Source organism: Enterobacter dykesii (assembly GCF_008364625.2).
In the GTDB taxonomy this organism is placed as follows: domain Bacteria; phylum Pseudomonadota; class Gammaproteobacteria; order Enterobacterales; family Enterobacteriaceae; genus Enterobacter; species Enterobacter dykesii.
This window is the reverse complement of record NZ_CP126604.1, coordinates 4,393,704-4,416,160: the sequence shown is the minus strand read 5'-3', so window position 1 is coordinate 4,416,160 and position 22,457 is coordinate 4,393,704. Positions and strand designations below refer to the sequence as shown.

The 22,457-nt window shown below is 55.2% G+C and carries 16 protein-coding genes, 2 tRNA genes, 1 rRNA gene and 1 riboswitch; of the genes, 13 read left to right on the top strand and 6 right to left on the bottom strand.

Annotated features, from left to right (window positions below):
• Window positions 1–12 precede the first annotated feature (12 nt).
• Together fsa and ptsP are read right to left on the bottom strand one after the other, a co-directional pair.
• Window positions 13–675: a fructose-6-phosphate aldolase gene (gene fsa / locus F0320_RS21100; protein WP_047653037.1), complete on the bottom strand. Its 663-nt coding sequence runs from the start codon at window positions 673–675 to the stop codon at window positions 13–15.
• A gap of 14 nt (window positions 676–689) precedes the next feature.
• On the bottom strand, window positions 690–3,191 hold the full coding sequence (ptsP, locus tag F0320_RS21095; protein WP_126331024.1) for a phosphoenolpyruvate--protein phosphotransferase: 2,502 nt from the start codon (window positions 3,189–3,191) through the stop codon (window positions 690–692).
• 305 nt (window positions 3,192–3,496) lie between these two features.
• Here ptsP and F0320_RS21090 point away from each other — a divergent pair, with 305 nt between their 5' ends.
• The 5 genes from F0320_RS21090 to F0320_RS21070 are packed head-to-tail and all read left to right on the top strand — an operon-like array spanning window position 3,497 to window position 8,460.
• Complete coding sequence (locus tag F0320_RS21090; protein WP_126331026.1) at window positions 3,497–4,576, top strand: PTS fructose transporter subunit EIIC; 1,080 nt, start codon at window positions 3,497–3,499, stop codon at window positions 4,574–4,576.
• 14 nt (window positions 4,577–4,590) lie between these two features.
• Window positions 4,591–4,911 (top strand): PTS fructose-like transporter subunit IIB, encoded by a 321-nt coding sequence (locus tag F0320_RS21085; RefSeq protein ID WP_024909180.1) that lies wholly within the window; start codon window positions 4,591–4,593, stop codon window positions 4,909–4,911.
• 51 nt (window positions 4,912–4,962) lie between these two features.
• Window positions 4,963–7,260, top strand: a complete 2,298-nt coding sequence (locus F0320_RS21080) for a formate C-acetyltransferase (protein WP_126331029.1) — start codon at window positions 4,963–4,965, stop codon at window positions 7,258–7,260.
• Window positions 7,226–8,101 carry a [formate-C-acetyltransferase]-activating enzyme gene (locus F0320_RS21075; RefSeq protein ID WP_126331031.1) on the top strand — a complete coding sequence of 292 codons (876 nt, stop codon included), beginning with the start codon at window positions 7,226–7,228 and terminating at the stop codon, window positions 8,099–8,101. The genes F0320_RS21080 and F0320_RS21075 overlap by 35 nt, the downstream gene beginning before the upstream one ends.
• Window positions 8,102–8,103: 2 nt before the next feature.
• Window positions 8,104–8,460, top strand: a complete 357-nt coding sequence (locus tag F0320_RS21070) for a PTS fructose-like transporter subunit IIB (protein WP_047653047.1) — start codon at window positions 8,104–8,106, stop codon at window positions 8,458–8,460.
• Here the strand turns inward: F0320_RS21070 and F0320_RS21065 are convergent.
• Both F0320_RS21065 and ppc read right to left on the bottom strand, forming a co-directional pair.
• Window positions 8,447–9,295, bottom strand: a complete 849-nt coding sequence (locus F0320_RS21065) for a helix-turn-helix transcriptional regulator (RefSeq protein ID WP_126331043.1) — start codon at window positions 9,293–9,295, stop codon at window positions 8,447–8,449. The two genes, F0320_RS21070 and F0320_RS21065, sit on opposite strands and share 14 nt — an antisense overlap.
• A 54-nt stretch (window positions 9,296–9,349) precedes the next feature.
• Window positions 9,350–12,001 (bottom strand): phosphoenolpyruvate carboxylase, encoded by a 2,652-nt coding sequence (gene ppc / locus F0320_RS21060; RefSeq protein WP_047653049.1) that lies wholly within the window; start codon window positions 11,999–12,001, stop codon window positions 9,350–9,352.
• Window positions 12,002–12,490: 489 nt separating this feature from the next.
• Between ppc and oxyR the strand changes: the two genes are divergently transcribed.
• Complete coding sequence (oxyR, locus tag F0320_RS21055) at window positions 12,491–13,408, top strand: DNA-binding transcriptional regulator OxyR (RefSeq protein ID WP_126331032.1); 918 nt, start codon at window positions 12,491–12,493, stop codon at window positions 13,406–13,408.
• Here the strand turns inward: oxyR and sthA are convergent.
• A complete protein-coding gene (gene sthA / locus F0320_RS21050) occupies window positions 13,391–14,791 on the bottom strand; it encodes a Si-specific NAD(P)(+) transhydrogenase (RefSeq protein ID WP_039265649.1) in 1,401 nt (466 codons plus the stop codon). The two genes, oxyR and sthA, sit on opposite strands and share 18 nt — an antisense overlap.
• Before the next feature lie 196 nt (window positions 14,792–14,987).
• On the opposite strand from sthA, the gene fabR reads away from it, so the two are divergent.
• Window positions 14,988–15,626, top strand: a complete 639-nt coding sequence (fabR, locus tag F0320_RS21045; RefSeq protein WP_008501784.1) for an HTH-type transcriptional repressor FabR — start codon at window positions 14,988–14,990, stop codon at window positions 15,624–15,626.
• 9 nt (window positions 15,627–15,635) lie between these two features.
• Window positions 15,636–15,995 (top strand): YijD family membrane protein, encoded by a 360-nt coding sequence (locus F0320_RS21040; protein ID WP_008501783.1) that lies wholly within the window; start codon window positions 15,636–15,638, stop codon window positions 15,993–15,995.
• Window positions 15,996–16,074: 79 nt separating this feature from the next.
• Here F0320_RS21040 and trmA read toward each other — a convergent pair whose 3' ends face one another.
• Window positions 16,075–17,175, bottom strand: coding sequence for a tRNA (uridine(54)-C5)-methyltransferase TrmA (trmA, locus tag F0320_RS21035; RefSeq protein WP_126331034.1), 1,101 nt, complete (start codon window positions 17,173–17,175; stop codon window positions 16,075–16,077).
• 104 nt (window positions 17,176–17,279) lie between these two features.
• Window positions 17,280–17,455, top strand: a riboswitch (cobalamin riboswitch).
• A gap of 66 nt (window positions 17,456–17,521) precedes the next feature.
• Here trmA and btuB point away from each other — a divergent pair.
• The 5 genes from btuB (at window position 17,522) to F0320_RS21010 (ending at window position 22,352) form a co-directional block, all read left to right on the top strand.
• Entirely contained in the window at window positions 17,522–19,369 is a 1,848-nt protein-coding gene (gene btuB, locus F0320_RS21030) for a TonB-dependent vitamin B12 receptor BtuB (protein ID WP_126331036.1), read from the top strand.
• Complete coding sequence (gene murI, locus F0320_RS21025) at window positions 19,314–20,165, top strand: glutamate racemase (protein ID WP_126331038.1); 852 nt, start codon at window positions 19,314–19,316, stop codon at window positions 20,163–20,165. Before btuB ends, murI begins: the two co-directional genes overlap by 56 nt.
• Before the next feature lie 383 nt (window positions 20,166–20,548).
• A 16S ribosomal RNA gene (locus F0320_RS21020) occupies window positions 20,549–22,088 on the top strand.
• A gap of 69 nt (window positions 22,089–22,157) precedes the next feature.
• Window positions 22,158–22,234: transfer RNA gene (locus F0320_RS21015), tRNA-Ile, on the top strand.
• A gap of 42 nt (window positions 22,235–22,276) precedes the next feature.
• Window positions 22,277–22,352: transfer RNA gene (locus F0320_RS21010), tRNA-Ala, on the top strand.
• The last annotated feature ends 105 nt before the right edge of the window (window positions 22,353–22,457 follow it).

Below are 22,457 nucleotides of genomic sequence, written 5' to 3'. Positions count from 1 at the left end.
AACAGTTCTCCCTTAGAGGTTGAGGTTACCAAACGCGTTTTTCCAGTCCTGCTCGAACTTCTCTATGGCTGACTCTACCGCTGGCGTGCCGAGCATTTGTTGCGCTACGTCTAAGGGAAGCGTGATTGCCTCGCATCCTGCCAACAGGCAGTCCAGCGCCTGACGCGGCGTTTTGAAGCTGGCGGCCAGCACTTTACTGTCCGGCGCGTGCAGTTCCAGCAGGGACTGCAGTTCCTGAACCATGCGAATGCCGTCACCACCCTGCGCGTCAACGCGGTTTACGTACGGTGCGACATATTTCGCGCCTGCCAGTGCGGCAAGCAAACCCTGCGCAGCGCTGTAAACGGCAGTACCTAGCGTGGTTATCCCCTCTTTTTTCAATGCCTTAATCGCGATGAGCCCCTGAGCCGTCACCGGGATTTTCACCACGATGCCAGGGACGGCGTTACTCAGGCGTTTGGCCTCCGCCACCATGCCTTCGGCATCGCGGCTCATGGTTTGAGCAAACAGCGTGCCTTCCGGTCCGATGGCTTTTTGCAGACGCGGCAGCACATCCCAGATGGATTCACGGCTGGCGGCAATAATGCTCGGGTTGGTGGTGACGCCCGCAATGGGAAAGATGCGCGCCAGGCGTTCAACTTCCGCCACGTTGGCGGTATCCAGGTACAGTTCCATCACACTTCCTCGTTTTACAGTTCTAATTCGTGTTGTAGCAGGGAAGCAATCGCCTCCCCGGAGCTGGCGTTAACCAGCGCGTTGCGGAAATCGTCATGCATGATGCGGCGGGCCAGGCGGGAGAAAATACGCATGTGCTGGTCGCCCGCGGCGTGTTTGTTCAGCGTCAGCATGATGATGAATTGTGCTTCTTCATCTCCCCACATGACGGGGCTTCTCAGGCGTGCAACGCTGATGGTGGATTGCTCAATATGCTCAGACTTGCTGTGCGGAATGGCGAAGCTGAAGCCAAGCCCGGTGGAGAAAACGGCTTCGCGCGCCCACAGATCGGCCTCCAGCTTGCGGGGGTAGCGGCAACGTCCGGCGAGCAGCAGGTTATCGGTCATCCCTTTCATGACCTCTTCTTTACTGTTCCAGTCGTTATCCAGCGAAATACATCGTGGCGTCACCAGCGGTGTGTCCTGCTGATTCATGCGGAACTGCGCCAGCAGGTGTTCCACTTCAAGCGAAGTGCGACACGCCATGGCCTGATTCAGCAACTGGCGGCAGGCGCGGCTATCAAGCTGTGCCAGACGCGCCTTGGTTGCCGGAATGGCGGGCGACCCCATGCTCAGCTCGTCCAGGCCCAGGCCCACCAGCAATGGCAGCACTGAACCTTTTGCGCCCAGCTCGCCGCACAGGCCAACCCATTTCCCCTGGCGATGGACGGCCTGTACTGCATAATCCAGCGCCCTCAGGAAGGCCGGGTTCAGGCTGTTGTAATGGCGTGTGACTTTGGCGTTGTCGCGGTCAACGGCCAGCAGATACTGCGTCAGGTCATTACTACCGATGCTAAAGAAATCAATCTCTTCGCAGCACTGATCGATGATGAACATCACCGAAGGGACTTCCAGCATGATGCCGAGCGGGATTTTCTCATCAAACGGAATATGTTCAGCCCGGAGCTGCTGTTTCGCTTCGGCAAGTTTCTCTTTCACCCACAGGATCTCTTCCATAGAAGAGATCATCGGGATCATGATCTTCAGGCTGCCGTGAGCAGAGGCGCGCAGGATCGCCCGAAGCTGGGTGGTGAAAAGCGCTGCATACTCTTCGTAAATGCGGACGGCGCGGTAGCCGAGAAACGGGTTATTTTCGGCCGGGATATTCAGGTACGCCACCGGTTTATCGCCGCCGATATCCATGGTGCGCACGATAATGCTGCGCCCGTTTGCGCTTTCCAGCGCCTGACAGAAAATATTGTACAGCTCGTTTTCACCGGGCGCGCTGCTGCGGTCCATATACAGCATTTCGGTGCGAAACAGGCCAACGCCCTCGGCGCCATTCGTAAATGCTGCCTGCGCTTCCACCGCGTGGGCGATGTTCGCGGCGATCTCAATGCGCAGGCCGTCGGCGGTTCTGGCTTCCCGGTCAAGCCAGATGCCCTGCTGCTCGCGTAGTGCCTGTTGTACCCGTGCTTCCTGTCGGTAGTAGCGCGCTACCGCATCGCTGGCGTTGACCACGACCGCACCGGCATTGCCATCGATAAATACGGGTTTATTGCGCCACTGCAGCAGGCTTTCGCTGTCAACGCCCACCAGCGTCGGAATATTAAAGGAACGTGCAAGAATAACGGTGTGCGAGGTTGTTCCGCCGCTTTTTAGCAGCAGCCCTTTGAGTAGGGTTTTATCAAGTTCCAGGAACTGGCCGGGTGTGAGGTCGTCGGCAAGGCAGACGCTCGGCTGAGTGAGCTGTCCAGGTGCCGGGAAGCGTTGTTCACCATAAATTTGTTGCAAGAGTTGATAGCAAACATCGCGCACATCCAGCACACGTTCCTGTAAGTAGCTGCTGCTGGAGCGAGAGAACGCATCGCAGAAATGGTTGGCTGTGGCGATTATCGCTTGCGCGCAGCTTAGCCCCTGGCTCACGCCCGCAAGAAGATGCTGGCGCAAAGAGGTATCCGTTGCCAGCGAACGATGTGCCTCAAGAATGGCGCAGGCGGTGCTGTCGCTGTCCAGCGCGCGCAGCTCAATGTTTTTCACCAGCAGGGTGAGGCCGTTATCCAGCGCTGACTGTTCATCTTCCACGTTTTTCGCGTCGGGTAAATCCGTCAGTGCATTAAGATCCAGCGAGGTCAGCAAGGTCAACACGCCCCGGACGCTACCGCTGCAAACGGGCAGGGCGCGGAAAAGCGTTGGATTGAGGCGCACGAGGGATTCTGGCAGCGGATCGCGTTCAATATTGATGGCTTCTGCGAGCGGCGCATCACAGTGTGGAAACTCTTCCCGGAGCCATTGTTCCAGTCGTTGATGGGCGCTCTGCTCATCTTCACCGTGGATCACCAGGCGACAGGCGTCGCCTGCCAGCGTATCGGTACCAATAAGTGCCAGTGCGCTCTTGGCGTTCCCTTTACGGTCTGTGCGCAGGTTGTGCCATTCGATTTGCGAGATAAACGTATTGCACAGCGTCTCCACATGACTTGCCGGACGCGCGTGAACACCGTTGGGCAATGCACAGGTAAATTCCACTACCAGAGCCATACACACTCCTGAAACTCATCATCATTCATTGGGGAACAGCATACGAGCGTGTTGATGACGCGCGCCATGTGACAAATCTGCCAAAAGCTGGACAAATGTAATATCACGTGAAAAGTGAGATTTGACTCACAGGTTGTGGCGGTTTGTCTTATGTGTAACGTCTACAGGAAATGTCGAGGCGGATCGCATTTTTATTTCAATCTTACAAAAATCCAGTAAATGACCTTTTTGTCTCCTGTCCGCCGTCTTCCTGATTGCCTATTGTTTGCCACAACATCTTTATGGTTTTTGGTCAGGAGCGACATATGAAAGAGTTGGTGCATATTCTCAAGAACACGCGGCAGCATCTGATGACTGGGGTGTCGCACATGATCCCGTTCGTGGTCGCGGGCGGTATTTTGCTGGCGGTGTCGGTCATGCTGTACGGCAAGGGCGCGGTACCTGATGCCGCAACCGATCCCAACCTCAAAAAGCTATTTGATATCGGCGTGGCGGGGTTAACGCTGATGGTGCCTTTCCTGGCCGCCTATATTGGCTATTCCATTGCCGAGCGCGCCGCGCTTGCTCCCTGCGCTATTGCCGCGTGGGTCGGTAACAGCTTCGGTGCGGGTTTCTTCGGCGCCATTATTGCCGGGATCCTCGGCGGGATTGTGGTCTGGTATCTGAAAAAACTGCCGGTCCCGAAAGTCCTGCGCTCCGTCATGCCTATCTTCATCATCCCTATCATCGGCACCTTTGTTACCGCGGGCATCATGATGTGGGGTCTGGGCGAACCTGTTGGTGCGTTGACGACGGGCTTAACCCAGTGGCTGCAAGGGATGCAGCAGGGCAGCATCGTCGTGCTGGCCGTCATCATGGGGTTGATGCTGGCCTTCGACATGGGCGGCCCGATTAATAAAGTCGCCTACGCCTTCATGCTGATCTGCGTTGCTCAGGGCGTCTACACCGTGGTGGCGATTGCGGCAGTCGGTATTTGTGTGCCACCGCTGGGATTAGGCCTGGCGACGCTGATTAACCGCAAAAACTTTACCGCTGAAGAGCGCGAAGCGGGCAAGGCTGCATTAGTGATGGGCTGCGTGGGAGTTACCGAAGGGGCCATTCCGTTCGCCGCTGCCGATCCTCTGCGTGTCATTCCCTCCATCATGCTGGGCTCGGCGTGTGGCGCAGTGACGGCTGCCGTGATGGGTGCGCAATGTTATGCGGGATGGGGCGGGCTTATCGTTCTCCCTGTGGTGGAAGGCAAACTGGGCTACATCGCTGCGGTCGCCCTAGGGGCTGTAGTCACGGCCATTAGCGTCAACGTGCTGAAGAGTATTGCCCGCAAGAATGCAAAACAGGTCGAGGAAAAAGAGGACGACCTGGATCTGGATTTCGAAATTAACTGAGTGAGGAAGAGAACATGGCCCGAATTATCGCAGTAACAGCATGCCCGTCAGGCGTTGCCCATACCTACATGGCGGCCGAAGCGCTGGAAAGCGCCGCTAAAGCCAAAGGCTGGGAAGTGAAGGTTGAAACGCAGGGGTCCATTGGTCTTGAGAACGAACTGAATGCTGAGGATATCGCCGCAGCGGATATGGTGATCCTGACCAAAGATATTGGCATTAAGTTCGAAGAACGTTTTACCGGGAAAACCATCGTGCGCGTCAATATCAGCGACGCGGTTAAACGTGCCGACGCCATCATGAACAAAATTGATGCCCACCTGGCGCAAACCGCCTGACGCTCACCCGCCCTTCGGGGCGGGCTTGTTTTCCATTACAGGAGTTCCTTCATGACGAATCGTACCCAGCGTTTGAAAGACGCACTCTTTGCCAGCCCGCGTGAAATTTCGCTTGAGCGTGCTTTGCTCTATACCGCCAGCCATCAGCAGACGGAAGGCGAGCCGGTTATCCTCAGGCGAGCAAAAGCCACGGCGTACATTCTTGACCATGTGAACATCGCGATTCGTGATGAGGAACTGATTGCCGGCAACCGGACCGTTAAACCGCGCGCGGGCATTATGTCTCCTGAGATGGATCCGTACTGGCTGCTTAAGGAGCTGGATCAGTTCTCCACTCGTCCACAGGACCGCTTTGAAATCAGCGAAGAGGATAAGCAGATCTACCGTGACGTGCTTTATCCCTACTGGGAAAAACGGTCGATGAAGGATTTCATCAACAGCCAGATGACGGATGAGGTGAAAGCCGCTGTGGGGACGCAAATTTTCAGCGTCAACCAGACGGACAAAGGGCAGGGGCATATCATTATTGATTATCCGCGCCTGCTCAATAACGGCCTGGGTGCGCTGGTGGAAGAATTGCGCGAACACTGCGCCCGCGATGCCCAGAACACGTTTTATGCCGCCGCGCTGATTCTGCTTGAAGCGTCCCAGCGTCATATTCTGCGCTACGCCGCGCTGGCTGAAACGCTTGCTACCGTCTGTGATGAAGCTTCACGGCGAGAAGAATTACGGAAGATTGCAGAAATCTCGCGCCACAACGCGCAGCATAAGCCGCAAACGTTCTGGCAGGCGTGTCAGTTGTTCTGGTATATGAACGTGATTTTGCAATATGAATCTAACGCCAGCTCGCTCTCCATCGGGCGCTTTGACCAGTATATGCTGCCGTTTTATCAGGCTTCGCTCTCGCGGGGCGAGGAGCCCGCGTTCCTGAAAGAGATTCTGGAATCGCTGTGGGTGAAGTGCAATGATGTGGTGCTTTTACGCTCGACCAGCAGCGCCCGCTATTTTGCCGGTTTCCCAACGGGTTATACCGCTTTGTTGGGCGGCCTGACGGAGAACGGTCGTAGCGCGGTGAACGTGCTTTCCTTCCTGTGCCTGGATGCTTATCAGAGCGTTCAGCTTCCTCAACCGAACCTTGGCGTGCGGGTTAACGAACTTATCGACCGGCCTTTCCTGCTTAAAACGGCAGAGACGATCCGCCTGGGCACCGGTATTCCGCAGATTTTCAATGATGAAGTGGTGGTGCCTGCTTTCCTGAATCGGGGGGTGTCGCTGGAAGACGCGCGCGATTACGCGGTGGTTGGCTGTGTAGAACTGTCGATTCCGGGTAAAACCTATGGGCTACACGATATCGCGATGTTTAACCTGCTGAAGGTGATGGAAATCGCGATGCAGGAGAACGAAGGCAACACAGCGCTGAGTTATGAAGGGTTGCTGGAGCATATTCGCACCAAAATTAATCACTATATTGCTCTGATGGTCGAGGGGAGCAATATCTGTGATATAGGCCATCGTGACTGGGCTCCGGTACCGTTGCTCTCTTCTTTTATCAGCGATTGTCTGGAGGTGGGAAAAGACATCACCGATGGTGGCGCACGCTATAACTTCTCTGGTGTACAGGGGATCGGGATAGCCAACCTGAGTGATTCACTCCACGCGCTGAAAGGGCTGGTCTTTGAACAGCAGCGCTTAAGTTTTGATGAGCTCTTAGCCGTATTAAACGCTAATTATGCCACGCCTGAGGGCAAAAAAATCCGCGCACGGTTGATTAATCGCTTCGAAAAATACGGCAATGATATCGATGATGTCGACAACATCAGCGCTGAACTGCTGCGCCACTACTGTAAAGAGGTCGAAAAATACCGTAACCCGCGCGGCGGGCAGTTCACGCCGGGTTCTTATACCGTGTCGGCACACGTGCCGCTAGGCGCGGTTGTAGGGGCAACGCCCGATGGCCGTTTTGCCGGCGAACAGCTGGCCGACGGTGGGCTCTCGCCGATGCTTGGGCAAGATATGCAGGGTCCAACGGCGGTACTTAAATCGGTAAGCAAGCTGGATAACTATCTGTTATCAAACGGTACGCTGCTAAATGTTAAATTCACCCCTGCGACGCTGGAAGGCGATGCCGGTCTGCAAAAGCTGGCGGATTTCCTGCGTGCCTTCACCCAACTTAAGCTGCAGCATATCCAGTTCAACGTGGTGAACGCGGAAACACTGCGTGAAGCGCAACAGCGTCCGCAGGATTTTGCCGGGCTGGTGGTGCGCGTTGCCGGATACAGCGCCTTCTTTGTTGAGTTATCGAAGGAGATCCAGGATGACATTATCCGCCGCACAGCGCATCAGCTGTGACGTGATGGAAACGCGCGCCGAGGTGGCGCGTATTTTCAATATTCAGCGCTACTCATTGAATGACGGTCGCGGCATCCGTACGGTGATATTTTTTAAAGGCTGCCCTCACCGCTGTCCGTGGTGTGCGAATCCGGAGTCGATTTCACCGAAAATCGAGACGGTGCGCAGAGAAAGTAAATGTCTGCACTGCGCCCCCTGCCTGCGGGACGCAGATGAGTGCCCGTCCGGTGCCTTCGGGTATATCGGGCGCGACGTGACGCTGGATGAGCTGGAAAACGAGGTAATGAAAGACGATGTATTCTTTCGTTCCTCGGGAGGCGGAGTGACGCTTTCGGGTGGAGAAGTATTGCTACAGGCGCCTTTCGCAACTCAGTTTCTTCAGAGGCTGCGTCGTTTCGGCGTGCATACGGCCATCGAAACGGCAGGCGATGCGCCTTTGTCCCGATTAATGCCGCTGGCCCACCAGTGTGATGAAGTGCTGTTTGATTTGAAGATCATGGACACGGCGCTGGCCCAATCCGTTTTGGCTATGAATCTCCCCAGGGTGCTGGATAATTTCCGCCAGCTGGTGGCAGACGGGATAAACGTGATTCCCCGCGTCCCGCTTATTCCTGGCTATACGCTCAACGAAACGAACATGGCGCGCGTGCTGGCTTTCCTGCTACCTTCAGGAATACGGCAGCTGCATTTATTGCCCTTCCATCAGTATGGGGAGCCAAAATACCGTCTGCTGGGACAGGAGTGGGGAATGAGGCAAGCGATCCCTCCGACAGAAGATGAGGTGTCAGCGATGCGTCAACTGGCAGAGCGCGAAGGTTACAACGTTACCCTGGGAGGTTGAATATGACAGTGATAACGGGACGTCATCTGGTGGCGGTGACCGCGTGCGTCAGTGGCGTCGCACATACCTATATGGCTGCCGAACGGCTGGAAAAGCTTTGCCAGCAGGAGAAGTGGAACGTTAACATCGAGACGCAGGGAGCGCTGGGCGTCGAGAGCGAGCTTACGGAAGAGGACATCCGGCGTGCCGATGTCGTATTGCTGATTACCGATATAGAACTGGCGGGCAGTGAGCGTTTCGAGAATGCGCGCTACGTGAAGTGCGGTATTAGCGCCTTTTTACGTGATCCACAAAAGGTGATGGGGGCGGTGCGTAAGATATTAGCCGCTCCGCAGCATACTCAGGTCATTCTGGACTGACGGCTTTCCCGGTGAGCTGGCTATGATACTGGCGACGGTATTCTGACGGCGAACGCTCCGTGTTCTTGCGAAATAACCGGCAGAAATAGTTGCTGTCGACAAATCCGCAGGCATGGGCCACCTCTTTCACTTTTAAATCATACCCTTTCAACAGCTGGCGCGCGTGTTCCAGCCGGGTATGCGTCAGGTATTCATTGAAACCCACAGCGCCCGTTTTCTGAAACAGATGCGACAGGTAGTTTGGGGAGATATAAAACGCCTGCGCGACGGATTCCCGGGTAAGCGGAGTGGCGTAGTGTTCGTCAATATAGACCCGAATCGCTTCAAAAAGAGCCTGGCTGCGGGAGGCGGTTTGGATCTGACTCCCCAGCAGGTCGACGCAGTGGCTAAGCAGGCTGGCGATAATCAGCCGTGCGGTTTGCTGCTCGTGCGGTTGCATCTGCATTTCATGGAGCGTCTGCAAGAGAAGCGATCCAATGCGCGGACCGCGGCGGGCAACGTGCTGCTTCGCCAGGTTACGAACGTCTACTCCATCCCAGTGTAGAAGGCTAAACCCAAGCTGCTGTTTGCCAAACAGGATGCTCATCGTTGTTGCGGGGACTTGCCATTGTGGATTATTCCAGCCGCCAGCCGGGACGTATAAAACATCACCCCGCTGTAAAACGCAGCCAGCCAGGTCTTTCATCGAACCTTCGATCGCGATCTCCAGACGCGGAAAATCGACCTGCAGGGCAAGTTCGGGGGCGGAGATCGCTGGGTTTGCAAAATGCACCTGACGCAGCGGCTTTGTGCCGTTGATCAGGTCAGTCAGGATGTGGGCAATGTCGTGGTGCATGGTGTAGATACCAGGGTATTGCCCGGCGAGCGTAGCGCCGCCGGGCATAAAGTATTAGCCGGTGTTACGCATACCCGCCGCAACGCCCGCAATTGTCACCATCAACGCCTGTTCAACGCGTGGGTCCGGCTCTTTACCTTCTTCTTCCGCCAGACGCGAACGGTGCAGCAGTTCTGCCTGCAGGACGTTCAGCGGGTCGGTGTAGATGTTACGCAGCTGAATAGACTCGGCAATCCACGGCAGGTCCGCCATCAGATGTGAGTCGTTGGCAATGTCCAGCACCACTTTGATGTCGCCTTCCAGCAGTTCGCGCAGCTCTTTACCCAGCGCCCACAGCTCTGGTTTCACCAGACGCTGGTCGTAGTATTCCGCCAGCCACAGGTCGGCTTTCGAGAAGACCATCTCCAGCATGCCCAGACGGGTAGAGAAGAACGGCCAGTCGCGGCACATGGTTTCCAGTTCGCTCTGTTTGCCGTCTTCCACCACTTTTTGCAGCGCGGCACCGGCACCCAGCCAGGCGGGCAGCATCAGGCGGTTCTGCGTCCAGGCGAAGATCCACGGGATCGCGCGCAGAGACTCTACGCCACCGGTTGGGCGGCGCTTCGCAGGACGTGAGCCCAGCGGCAGTTTACCCAGCTCCTGCTCAGGCGTGGCCGAGCGGAAGTAAGGAACGAAATCTTTGTTTTCACGCACGTAGCCGCGGTACAGATCGCAGGAGATATCAGACAACTCGTCCATGATATGGCACCAGGATGCTTTCGGCTCCGGCGGTGGCAGCAGGTTTGCTTCCAGGATAGCGCTGGTATAGAGCGACAGGCTGCTGATGGTCACTTCCGGCAGACCGTACTTGAAGCGGATCATCTCGCCCTGCTCGGTGACGCGCAGGCCGCCTTTCAGGCTTCCCGGCGGCTGTGACAGCAGCGCTGCGTGTGCAGGTGCGCCGCCACGGCCAATCGAGCCACCGCGTCCGTGGAACAAGGTCAGTTCAATACCGGCTTTCTCGCAGGTTTTGATCAGTGCGTCCTGCGCCTGATACTGCGCCCAGGATGCCGCCATCACGCCCGCATCTTTCGCGGAGTCGGAATAGCCAATCATCACCATCTGTTTGCCCTGAATAAAGCCGCGGTACCAGTCGATATTCAGCAGCTGGGTCATGACGTCGTTGGCGTTGTTCAGGTCGTCGAGGGTCTCAAACAGCGGGGCGACCGGCAGGGCGTAGTCGATTCCCGCTTCTTTCAGCAGAAGGTGAACGCCCAGCACGTCGGACGGCGTCTTCGCCATAGAGATCACATAGGCGGCCACCGATCCTTTCGGTGCGTCCACGATCGCTTTACAGGTGTTGAGCACTTCGCGGGTTTCGTTGCTTGGCTCCCAGTTGCGCGGCAGCAGAGGGCGCTTCGAGTTCAGCTCGCGGATCAGGAAGGCCTGTTTGTCGGCTTCGGACCAGCTTTCATAGTCGCCGATGCCGAGATAGCGGGTCAGCTCGCCCAGCGCTTCGGTATGACGGGTACTTTCCTGACGCACGTCGATACGCACCAGCGGCACGCCGAAACACTTCACGCGGCGCAGGGTGTCCAGCAGTTCGCCGTTAGCGATGATGCCCATCCCGCACGCCTGAAGTGATTTATAACAGGCATACAGCGGCTCCCAGAGCTGTTCGTTCTGGCTGAGCAGACCTTCTGGTTTTGGCAGGCGCTGGCCTTTCAGGCGCGCTTCCAGCCAGGCCTGAGTGGCCATCAGCTGACCACGCAGTTTCTTCATCAGGAAACGGTACGGCTCGCTGGCGCCTTCTTCTCCGGCCAGCGCGCGCAGTTCCGGCGTCGCTTCAACCATCGACAGTTCGGAGATCAGCACCTGAATGTCTTTCAGGAACAGGTCGGTCGCTTTCCAGCGGCTCAGGAGCAGGACGTGACGGGTGATTTCTGCGGTCACGTTCGGGTTGCCGTCGCGGTCGCCGCCCATCCAGGAGGTGAAGCGCACCGGAACAAAGTCAACCGGCAGGCGGTAGCCAAGGTTCTCTTCCAGCTGTTCGTTCAGCTCGCGAAGGTAGTTAGGCACCCCTTCCCACAGGCTGTTTTCCACCACCGCAAAGCCCCATTTGGCTTCGTCGACCGGGCTTGGGCGATGCTTACGAATTTCATCGGTGTGCCAGGACTGGGCAATCAGCTGGCGCAGACGGCGCATCAGCTGGTTGCGTTCGTAGTCGGCAATGTCTTTGTTATCCAACTGCTTCAGACAGTTGTTCACTTCCACCATTTTGTGGATCAGGGTGCGACGGGTAATTTCGGTGGGGTGTGCGGTCAGCACCAGCTCCAGCGAAAGCGACTCCACCGCTTTTTTGATGGTGGCTTCGTTGAGGTCTGGCTGGTCTTTCAGTTTACGAAGGGTGCGGGCAATGACTTCCGGGTTGCTGGCCGCTTCGCCATTTGGCGAAATGCTGTGGTATTGCTCAGCGGTGTTGGCCAGGTTCAGGAACTGGCTGAATGCGCGTGCAACGGGCAGCAGCTCATCGTTTGAGAGGTTCTGCAAGGTGGTGAGCAGCTCCTGACGACTGGCCTCGTTACCGGCACGGGAAGATTTAGACAGCTTGCGGATGGTTTCAACGCGGTCGAGGATGTTCTCCCCCAACGCGTCTTTGATGGTATCTCCAAGCACTTTGCCGAGCATACTGACATTACTACGCAACGCGGAATATTGTTCGTTCATAAAAACCCAGTCACCCCATCATTTTTGTTTATGCCCAGGCGAAAATTTTCTGGACATTATTTTGTCATCTCCCTTTATAAAGCCACGTAAAACCCCCGTCGTCAATTGCTGCGAAAACGGTTCAGCAAACGAATAAATGAGGGCAATTTACGAAATTTAATTCGCATTGCGTCAGATAAGAGATGCTTATGAAAATGTACAGAGGAAAGGGAGTAAACGCTAAAAATGGTAACTTCTGTTGCTATTTTGTTTGTATGTCCGGCCTTTTTTCCGCAAAAAAAATGCGGACCACGGGGTCCGCAAAAGTTCACGTTGGCTTTAGTTGTTCGAGTTTTGAGAGAAACTCGCTGACGGAGCGGGGACGTCAAGGGTCAAACACGTGCCGCCTCGTCTATGTGGTGTATTATTCAACAGAATGCTTGATAGGGATAATCGTTCGTTGCTATGCTATCTATCGCCATGAACTATCGTGGCGACGGAGGATGAATAATGAATATTCGCGATCTTGAATACCTGGTAGCGTTAGCTGAGCATCGTCACTTTCGCCGCGCGGCAGACTCCTGCCACGTCAGCCAGCCCACGCTGAGCGGCCAGATCCGCAAGCTGGAAGATGAGCTGGGCGTGATGCTGCTGGAGCGCACCAGTCGTAAGGTTCTGTTCACACAGGCAGGTCTGCTGCTGGTGGATCAGGCGCGCACCGTGCTGCGCGAGGTCAAAGTGCTCAAGGAAATGGCAAGCCAGCAGGGGGAAGCGATGTCCGGCCCGCTGCATATTGGCCTGATCCCAACCGTTGGCCCGTACCTGTTGCCGCACATTATTCCGATGCTGCACCAGACGTTCCCGAAACTCGAAATGTACCTGCATGAAGCGCAAACCCATCAGCTGCTGGCGCAGCTGGACAGCGGCAAGCTCGACTGCGCTATTCTGGCGCTGGTGAAAGAGAGTGAAGCCTTTATTGAAGTGCCGCTGTTCGATGAGCCGATGATGCTGGCGATCTATGAAGATCACCCGTGGGCGAACCGCGATCGCGTACCGATGGCCGATCTGGCCGGTGAAAAGCTGCTGATGCTGGAAGATGGCCACTGCCTGCGCGACCAGGCGATGGGCTTTTGCTTTGAAGCGGGCGCGGATGAAGATACCCATTTCCGCGCAACCAGCCTGGAAACGCTGCGTAATATGGTTGCGGCGGGAAGCGGTATTACGCTGCTGCCTGCGCTGGCCGTGCCGCGCGAGTGTAAACGTGATGGCGTGGTTTATCTGCCGTGCATTAAGCCGGAGCCGCGCCGCACTATCGGCCTGGTGTATCGTCCGGGTTCACCGCTGCGCAGCCGCTATGAGCAGCTGGCAGAGGCCATCCGTGGTTCGATGGATGGCCATTTCGACAGCGCGTTAAAACAGGCGGTTTAAGCCGTTCAGCGCAGCTACCCGATAGGCTTCCGCCATGGTCGGGTAGTTAAAGGTGGTGTTAACGAAGTACTCAATGGTGTTACCGCCGCCTTTCTGCTCCATTATCGCCTGGCCGATATGAATGATTTCCGCGGCGCGTTCACCAAAGCAGTGAATGCCGAGGATCTCTTTGGTCTCGCGATGGAACAGGATCTTCAGCGTTCCCACGCTCATCCCCACGATTTGCGCCCGCGCCAGATGTTTAAACTGCGCGCGTCCCACCTCGTAAGGCACCTTCATTGACGTCAGCTGCTGCTCGGTTTTCCCGACAGAACTGATTTCCGGGATGGTATAGATGCCCGTCGGAATATCTTCGATCAGGTGCGCCGTCGCTTCGCCTTTTACCAGCGCCTGTGCGGCAATGCGTCCCTGGTCGTAAGCGGCTGAGGCCAGGCTTGGGTAGCCAATCACGTCGCCGACCGCGTAAACGTGCGGCAGGGCGGTCTGATACATGCTGTTGACCTTCAGCTGACCGCGGCTGTCGGTCTCAAGCCCGATATTTTCCAGCTTCAGTGAATCTGTGTTGCCGGTACGGCCGTTGGCGTACAGCAGGCAGTCGGCTTTCAGCTTCTTACCGGACTTCAGGTGCATGATCACCCCGTCGTCACAGCCTTCAATTTTCTCGTACTCTTCGTTGTGGCGAATCACCACGCCGCTGTTCCAGAAGTGGTAGGAGAGGGAGTCCGACATCTCCTGATCGAGGAATGCCAGCAGGCGGTCGCGGGTGTTGATCAGGTCAACTTTGACGTCCATTCCGCGGAAGATCGACGCATATTCGCAGCCAATGACCCCTGCGCCATAGATAATGACGTGGCGGGGTTCATGGTGCAGGCTCAGAATCGAGTCGCTGTCGTAGACGCGCGGGTGTGAAAAGTCTACGTCGGCCGGATGGTAAGGGCGTGAGCCGCAGGCGATCACAAATTTTTCAGCCGTGATGGTTTCAACCGAACCGTCATGGCATTCGAGTGCCAGGGTGTGTTCATCCACAAAATGCGCGTTGCCCTGCAAAATTTCACAGTGGTTACGCTCATAAAATCCCTGACGCATGCGTGTCTGCTGGTTAATAACGGTATCCGCGTGATTCAGGATGTCAGCAAAGGATGAACGAAGAAGTCGGGAGTGGTCGCTGTAAAGAGGATTCTGGTTAAATTCGATAATGCGGCTAACGGCGTGGCGGAGGGCTTTCGAAGGGATGGTGCCCCAGTGGGTGCAACCGCCGCCGACATTATGGTAGCGCTCGATGACAGCTACTCTGGCTCCCTGTTTCACCAGACCCATAGCTGCACCTTCGCCGCCGGGGCCGGAACCAATAACTATTGCGTCGTAATCGTAGGAATGTGGCATGGTAAGGCTTACCTGTTCTTATACATAAAAGCAACAGAATCATAACATCATTGGCAGAGTAACCCAATTATCGTTGTGCTTTTTTCGGGCAGTGGAGCACAAACCGCACGTAAACAATCATTCACAAAGCCAGGCAAACAGATTAATTTTATTCTCTGGTATAGTGCCATCAGGCCTTTGGAAGGATTCAACTATCGTGATGGGCGTAAGAGCACAACAAAAAGAGAAAACCCGGCGTTCGCTGGTGGAAGCCGCATTCAGTCAACTGAGTGCTGAGCGGAGTTTTGCCAGTTTGAGCCTGCGCGAAGTCGCACGCGAGGCCGGGATTGCGCCAACGTCCTTCTATCGTCACTTCCGTGATGTGGATGAACTGGGCCTGACCATGGTCGACGAGAGCGGCCTGATGCTGCGCCAGCTGATGCGGCAGGCGCGTCAGCGTATCGCCAAAGGGGGCAGCGTGATCCGCACCTCCGTATCGACTTTTATGGAATTTATTGGCAATAACCCCAACGCGTTTCGTCTGCTTCTGCGCGAGCGTTCGGGCACATCGGCGGCGTTTCGTGCCGCCGTCGCGCGTGAAATTCAGCACTTCATCGCGGAACTTGCCGACTATCTTGAACTCGAAAACCATATGCCGCGGGCGTTTACTGAAGCACAGGCCGAGGCGATGGTGACGATTGTTTTCAGCGCGGGTGCCGAAGCGCTGGACGTCAGCATTGAACAACGCAAGCAGCTCGAAGAGCGACTGGTATTGCAGCTCAGGATGATCTCCAAAGGCGCGTACTACTGGTATCGCCGTGAACAAGAGAAACTGGCACATCAAACCGAAGAGTGAAGGTGAGTAATGAAACAGTCAGGTCAGGATAAAGGGACGCTGTTGCTGGCATTGATCGCTGGCTTATCCATTAATGGTACGTTTGCCGCTATTTTTAGCTCAATCGTTCCATTTTCGATTTTCCCGCTTATTGCGCTGGTGCTGACGGTTTACTGCCTGCATCAACGGTACCTGAATCGCACCATGCCGGTGGGGTTACCGGGGCTGGCCGCTGCCTGCTTTATTCTGGGCGTATTGCTGTATAGCACCGTAGTTCGCGCGGAATATCCGGATATCGGCTCTAACTTCTTCCCTGCGGTACTGTCTGTGGCGCTGGTGTTCTGGATTGGCTCGCGCATGCGTAGCCGTAAAAGCCAGTTACCAGAGTAATGAATTATTTGTAGGGCAGGTACGCGAAGCGCCACCTGCCAAAAACGCCGGATGGCGCTACGCTTATCCGGCCTACAGATCACCGTGCGGTAAGTAAAACGCCGCACTCCATATGGTGCGTATACGGGAACTGATCGAACAGCGCCAGACGTTCAACCTTGTGCGTCTGGCCTAATGTTTCGAGGTTCTTGCACAGCGTCTCCGGGTTACAGGAGATGTACAAAATACGCGGGTACGCCTGCACCATCTTCTCGGTTTCGCTGTCCAGGCCACTGCGCGGCGGGTCGACAAAAATTGTCTCACATTGGTAGCTCTTGAGATCGATCCCTTCCAGGCGGTTAAACTGGCGTACGCCGTTCATGGCCTGGGTGAACTCTTCTGCGGCCATACGAATAATCTGCACGTTGTCGATATGGTTAGCGGCGATGTTGTACTGCGCGGCAGCCACCGACGGCTTGGCGATTTCCGTCGCCAGAACGCGATCGAAGTTACGCGCCAGCGCCAGCGAGAAGTTGCCGTTACCGCAGTAGAGCTCAAGCAGATCGCCCGTTGCCCCTTCCGTCGCCTTCAGCGCCCACTCCAGCATCTGCACGTTCATAGCGGCATTCGGCTGGGTGAAGCTGTTCTCGACCTGACGATACACCATCTCTTTACCTGCCACCGGCAGGCGTTCGTCGATGTAGTCCTGATCCAGCATGATTTTGGTTTTTGTCGCGCGGCCAATCAGGTGAACGTTGATGTTCTGCGCGCGCAGCGCATCGCGCAGCGCTTCTGCCTGCTCGCGCCACTCGTCGTTAAGCGCTTTGTGGTACAGCAGAGAGACAATCGCCTGATTGCTTTGCGTGGTCAGGTAGTCAATCTGGAACAGCTTGTTACGCAGTACCGGATTGTTGCGCACGCCGTCCATTATCAGCGTCATCAACTGGTTAATGAGCTCGCTCGCCGCCGGAAAACTGTCGACGCGAATACGGGATTTCGTCTGCTGATCGAAAATGATGTGGTACAGGTCGTCACCGTCGTGCCAGATGCGGAACTCGGCGCGCATGCGGTAGTGGCTGACAGGAGAGCGGAACACCTCGGGAACGGGCGCGTTGAAAGGCGTCATCATACTTTGCAGGCGGACGACTTTCTCTGCCAGTTGCGCGTCGTACTGTTCTGTCGGGAGGTGTTCTGGGGTCATGATGCGTCCTGAGTGATAAAGAATTACGCGGGGATTGTAGGCATTGTTCAGGGGATGTCCAGATTTAATGGGCAATAGCTGTCTGGACATCCATACGTGTCTAATTGTAGCATTCTGTTTCCGGTCTCCTGAGAGTGAAAAGGGAATCCAGTGTAAATCTGGAGCTGACGCGCAGCGGTAAAGACTGGCGGGATGAGCGTTGTAGACACTGTGAAAATGGGAAGTCTTCATCCTTATATAGCCACCTAGCCCGAAGACCTGCCGGGATCACGTCGCATTTGGTTTCATCATCGCGTGCTATCGATGAGGCCTGCGGCATCCTTCTTATATTGTGGATGCTTTAACAATGATTAAAAAAGTATCGCTGTTGACGGCGTTGTCCGTCACGGCATTTTCGGGCTGGGCGCAGGATAGCGCCGACTCGTTGGTGGTGACGGCAAATCGTTTTGAACAACCTGAAAAAACTATTCTGGCTGCAAACACGGTTGTTACGCGTGCCGATATTGACCGCTGGCAATCAACCTCAGTCCTGGATGTTATGCGTCGCCTGCCCGGCGTGGATACGGCGCAAAGTGGTGGGATGGGGCAACTCTCTTCTCTCTTTATACGTGGCACCAACTCCAGCCACGTCCTGATCCTTGTTGATGGGATCCGCCTTAACCAGGCGGGTGTTACGGGGTCATCCGATCTCAGCCAGTTCCCGATCTCCCTGGTGCAGCGTATCGAATATGTTCGTGGACCGCGTTCGGCGGTATACGGCTCGGACGCGATCGGCGGAGTCGTAAACATTATTACTACTCGCGCGAAGGACGGTACCACGCTGAATGCAGGTGTAGGGTCGCATGGTTACCAGAATTATGGCGGCAGTACTCAGCAAACATTGGGCGACAGCACGCGCGTCACGCTTGCGGGTGATTACACCTATACCAAAGGGTTTGATGTGGTTGCAGACGGCAACAATGGTGGCCTTGCCCAGACCGATCGCGACGGCTTTATGAATAAAACGCTCTATGGTGCAGTGGATCACGCATTCTCGGAGCAGTGGAGCGGATTTGTTCGCGGCTTTGGCTACAGCAACCGTACTGCCTACGACGGTTACTACAGTTCATTTACCCCTGACGTACTGGTCGATACCCGCCAGCTCTATAGTCAGACCTGGGATGCAGGATTGCGCTTCAACGATGACATCTTCCATTCACAGTTGCTCACCAGCTATAGCCACAGCAAGGACTATAACTACGACCCAAATTTGGGCCGCTACGATTCGACAGCCACGCTGGATGAAATCAAACAGTACAACGTCCAGTGGATCAACTCCGTTGATGTTGGCCATGGAAACATTGGCGCGGGCGTTGACTGGCAGAAGCAGAGCACCGAGCCGGGTACAAACTACGTGACCAACGGCTACGAACTGCGTAACACCGGCCTTTACCTGACCGGGTTGCAGCAGTTTGGTGACTTCACTCTGGAAGGAGCGGTTCGCAGCGATGACAACTCTCAGTTCGGTCGCCATGGCACCTGGCAAAGTAGTGCGGCCTGGGAGTTCGTGGAGGGTTACCGCTTCGTTGCTTCGTATGGTACGGCCTATAAAGCACCGAATCTGGGACAACTCTATGGTTTCTATGGCAATGACCATCTTGATCCAGAAGAGAGCAAGCAGTGGGAAGGTGCGTTTGAAGGCCTGACGGCGGGCGTGAGCTGGCGCGTTTCTGGCTACCGTAATGACGTTGATAATCTCATCGACTTCAATAATAACCTTCAGCAATATTACAACGTCGGTAAAGCGCGCATTAAAGGTGTGGAAGCGACAGCATCGTTTGATACGGGTCCGTTGACGCATACTGTAGGCTACGACTATGTGGATGCCCGCAATGCCGCAACCAACGAACTTCTGGACCGTCGTGCTAAGCAGCAGGTGAAATATCAGCTCGACACGCAGATCTATGATTTCGACTGGAGCCTGACTTATCACTATCTCGGTACGCGTTATGACACTGACTTTGGTGCTTATCCGTCTGAGAAAGTAAAAATGGGCGGTGTCAGCCTGTGGGATGTCGCAGTTTCGTATCCTGTCACCTCACATCTCACAGTTCGTGGTAAAATAGCCAACCTGTTCGATAAAGATTACGAGACAGTTTATGGCTACCAAACTGCAGGACGGGAATACACCTTGTCTGGCAGCTACACCTTCTAACCCGCGTCCCACCGTGCTGGTGTTTGATTCCGGCGTCGGTGGGCTTTCGGTCTATGATGAGATTCGGCATCTTCTGCCGGATCTCCATTACATCTACGCCTTCGATAACGTCGCTTTCCCGTATGGGGAAAAGAGCGAAGATTTTATTGTTGAGCGTGTGGTTGAAATCGTCACCGCGGTACAAAAGCGCTATCCCCTTGCGCTGGCCGTCATCGCCTGTAATACGGCGAGCACGGTTTCTCTTCCCGCCCTGCGTGAAAAATTCCCGTTCCCGGTTGTGGGCGTCGTTCCTGCAATAAAGCCAGCCGCGCGCCTGACGGCGAACGGCATTGTGGGTTTGCTGGCAACGCGAGGCACGGTAAAGCGTCCTTATACCCGCGAACTGATCGACCGTTTTGCCAACGAATGCCAGATTGCGATGCTTGGTTCGGCTGAACTGGTGGAGATGGCTGAAGCGAAGCTGCATGGAAAGGCGGTATCACTCGACGAGCTGCGTCGTATTCTTCGTCCGTGGCTGCGCATGCCTGAACCCCCGGATACCGTTGTGCTGGGGTGCACCCACTTCCCGCTATTACAGGAAGAGCTATTAGAGGTGTTCCCGGAGGGAACGCGCCTGGTGGATTCCGGTGCGGCTATCGCCCGTCGTACGGCCTGGTTGCTGGAGCATGAAGCGCCGGATGCGAAATCTATCGATGCGAATATTGCGTTTTGTATGGCCATCACGAAAGAGACTGAGCAACTTTTACCCGTTTTACGCCGTTATAGCTTTGAAACGCTCGAAAAACTGGCGCTGTAGCACGGTTTTGAGCAAAAAAGAGACGGTTGAAAGTTTTTTTTAAAAGAGGGGTTGTCAACGTCTGAGAACTCCCTATAATGCGCCTCCACTGACACGGAACAACGGCTTACAGGCCGCCGGGTTAGCGGGGTTCAGAGATGAACGCCGGCAGAGAAAAGCAAAAATAATCGCTTGACTCTGAATGAGGAAAACGTAATATACGGGACCTCGCAACGGTGAGCTTAACGCCGCGTTGCAACTGCTCTTTAACAATTTATCAGACAATCTGTGTGGGCACTCAAAGTGACATGGATTCTTAACGTCCTCGGACGAAAAATGAATACCAAGTCTCTGAGTGAACATACGTAATTCATTACGAAGTTTAATTCACGAGCATCAAACTTAAATTGAAGAGTTTGATCATGGCTCAGATTGAACGCTGGCGGCAGGCCTAACACATGCAAGTCGAGCGGTAGCACAGGGAGCTTGCTCCCGGGTGACGAGCGGCGGACGGGTGAGTAATGTCTGGGAAACTGCCTGATGGAGGGGGATAACTACTGGAAACGGTAGCTAATACCGCATAACGTCGCAAGACCAAAGAGGGGGACCTTCGGGCCTCTTGCCATCAGATGTGCCCAGATGGGATTAGCTAGTAGGTGGGGTAACGGCTCACCTAGGCGACGATCCCTAGCTGGTCTGAGAGGATGACCAGCCACACTGGAACTGAGACACGGTCCAGACTCCTACGGGAGGCAGCAGTGGGGAATATTGCACAATGGGCGCAAGCCTGATGCAGCCATGCCGCGTGTATGAAGAAGGCCTTCGGGTTGTAAAGTACTTTCAGCGGGGAGGAAGGCGATAAGGTTAATAACCTTGTCGATTGACGTTACCCGCAGAAGAAGCACCGGCTAACTCCGTGCCAGCAGCCGCGGTAATACGGAGGGTGCAAGCGTTAATCGGAATTACTGGGCGTAAAGCGCACGCAGGCGGTCTGTCAAGTCGGATGTGAAATCCCCGGGCTCAACCTGGGAACTGCATTCGAAACTGGCAGGCTAGAGTCTTGTAGAGGGGGGTAGAATTCCAGGTGTAGCGGTGAAATGCGTAGAGATCTGGAGGAATACCGGTGGCGAAGGCGGCCCCCTGGACAAAGACTGACGCTCAGGTGCGAAAGCGTGGGGAGCAAACAGGATTAGATACCCTGGTAGTCCACGCCGTAAACGATGTCGACTTGGAGGTTGTGCCCTTGAGGCGTGGCTTCCGGAGCTAACGCGTTAAGTCGACCGCCTGGGGAGTACGGCCGCAAGGTTAAAACTCAAATGAATTGACGGGGGCCCGCACAAGCGGTGGAGCATGTGGTTTAATTCGATGCAACGCGAAGAACCTTACCTACTCTTGACATCCAGAGAACTTAGCAGAGATGCTTTGGTGCCTTCGGGAACTCTGAGACAGGTGCTGCATGGCTGTCGTCAGCTCGTGTTGTGAAATGTTGGGTTAAGTCCCGCAACGAGCGCAACCCTTATCCTTTGTTGCCAGCGGTCCGGCCGGGAACTCAAAGGAGACTGCCAGTGATAAACTGGAGGAAGGTGGGGATGACGTCAAGTCATCATGGCCCTTACGAGTAGGGCTACACACGTGCTACAATGGCGCATACAAAGAGAAGCGACCTCGCGAGAGCAAGCGGACCTCATAAAGTGCGTCGTAGTCCGGATTGGAGTCTGCAACTCGACTCCATGAAGTCGGAATCGCTAGTAATCGTAGATCAGAATGCTACGGTGAATACGTTCCCGGGCCTTGTACACACCGCCCGTCACACCATGGGAGTGGGTTGCAAAAGAAGTAGGTAGCTTAACCTTCGGGAGGGCGCTTACCACTTTGTGATTCATGACTGGGGTGAAGTCGTAACAAGGTAACCGTAGGGGAACCTGCGGTTGGATCACCTCCTTACCTTAAAGAACCTGCCTTTGTAGTGCTCACACAGATTGTCTGATGAAAAACAGCAGTAAAAATCTCTGCAGGCTTGTAGCTCAGGTGGTTAGAGCGCACCCCTGATAAGGGTGAGGTCGGTGGTTCAAGTCCACTCAGGCCTACCAGACTCCTTTTAAAGGATGAGCGGTACAGAGATTGCAAACGATGGGGCTATAGCTCAGCTGGGAGAGCGCCTGCTTTGCACGCAGGAGGTCTGCGGTTCGATCCCGCATAGCTCCACCATCTTTTACTGCGAACCCAAGAAAACTTCAGAGTGAACCTGAAAAGGTGCACTGCGAAGTTTTGCTCTTTAAAAATCTGGATCAAGCTGAAAATTGAAACGACACA

Coding starts and splice junctions, on each gene's coding strand:
- fsa (WP_047653037.1), bottom strand. CDS start 675: ATGGAACTGTACCTGGATACCGCCAACGTGGCGGAAGTTGAACGCCTG.
- ptsP (WP_126331024.1), bottom strand. CDS start 3,191: ATGGCTCTGGTAGTGGAATTTACCTGTGCATTGCCCAACGGTGTTCAC.
- F0320_RS21090 (WP_126331026.1), top strand. CDS start 3,497: ATGAAAGAGTTGGTGCATATTCTCAAGAACACGCGGCAGCATCTGATG.
- F0320_RS21085 (WP_024909180.1), top strand. CDS start 4,591: ATGGCCCGAATTATCGCAGTAACAGCATGCCCGTCAGGCGTTGCCCAT.
- F0320_RS21080 (WP_126331029.1), top strand. CDS start 4,963: ATGACGAATCGTACCCAGCGTTTGAAAGACGCACTCTTTGCCAGCCCG.
- F0320_RS21075 (WP_126331031.1), top strand. CDS start 7,226: ATGACATTATCCGCCGCACAGCGCATCAGCTGTGACGTGATGGAAACG.
- F0320_RS21070 (WP_047653047.1), top strand. CDS start 8,104: ATGACAGTGATAACGGGACGTCATCTGGTGGCGGTGACCGCGTGCGTC.
- F0320_RS21065 (WP_126331043.1), bottom strand. CDS start 9,295: ATGCACCACGACATTGCCCACATCCTGACTGACCTGATCAACGGCACA.
- ppc (WP_047653049.1), bottom strand. CDS start 12,001: ATGAACGAACAATATTCCGCGTTGCGTAGTAATGTCAGTATGCTCGGC.
- oxyR (WP_126331032.1), top strand. CDS start 12,491: ATGAATATTCGCGATCTTGAATACCTGGTAGCGTTAGCTGAGCATCGT.
- sthA (WP_039265649.1), bottom strand. CDS start 14,791: ATGCCACATTCCTACGATTACGACGCAATAGTTATTGGTTCCGGCCCC.
- F0320_RS21040 (WP_008501783.1), top strand. CDS start 15,636: ATGAAACAGTCAGGTCAGGATAAAGGGACGCTGTTGCTGGCATTGATC.
- trmA (WP_126331034.1), bottom strand. CDS start 17,175: ATGACCCCAGAACACCTCCCGACAGAACAGTACGACGCGCAACTGGCA.
- btuB (WP_126331036.1), top strand. CDS start 17,522: ATGATTAAAAAAGTATCGCTGTTGACGGCGTTGTCCGTCACGGCATTT.
- murI (WP_126331038.1), top strand. CDS start 19,314: ATGGCTACCAAACTGCAGGACGGGAATACACCTTGTCTGGCAGCTACA.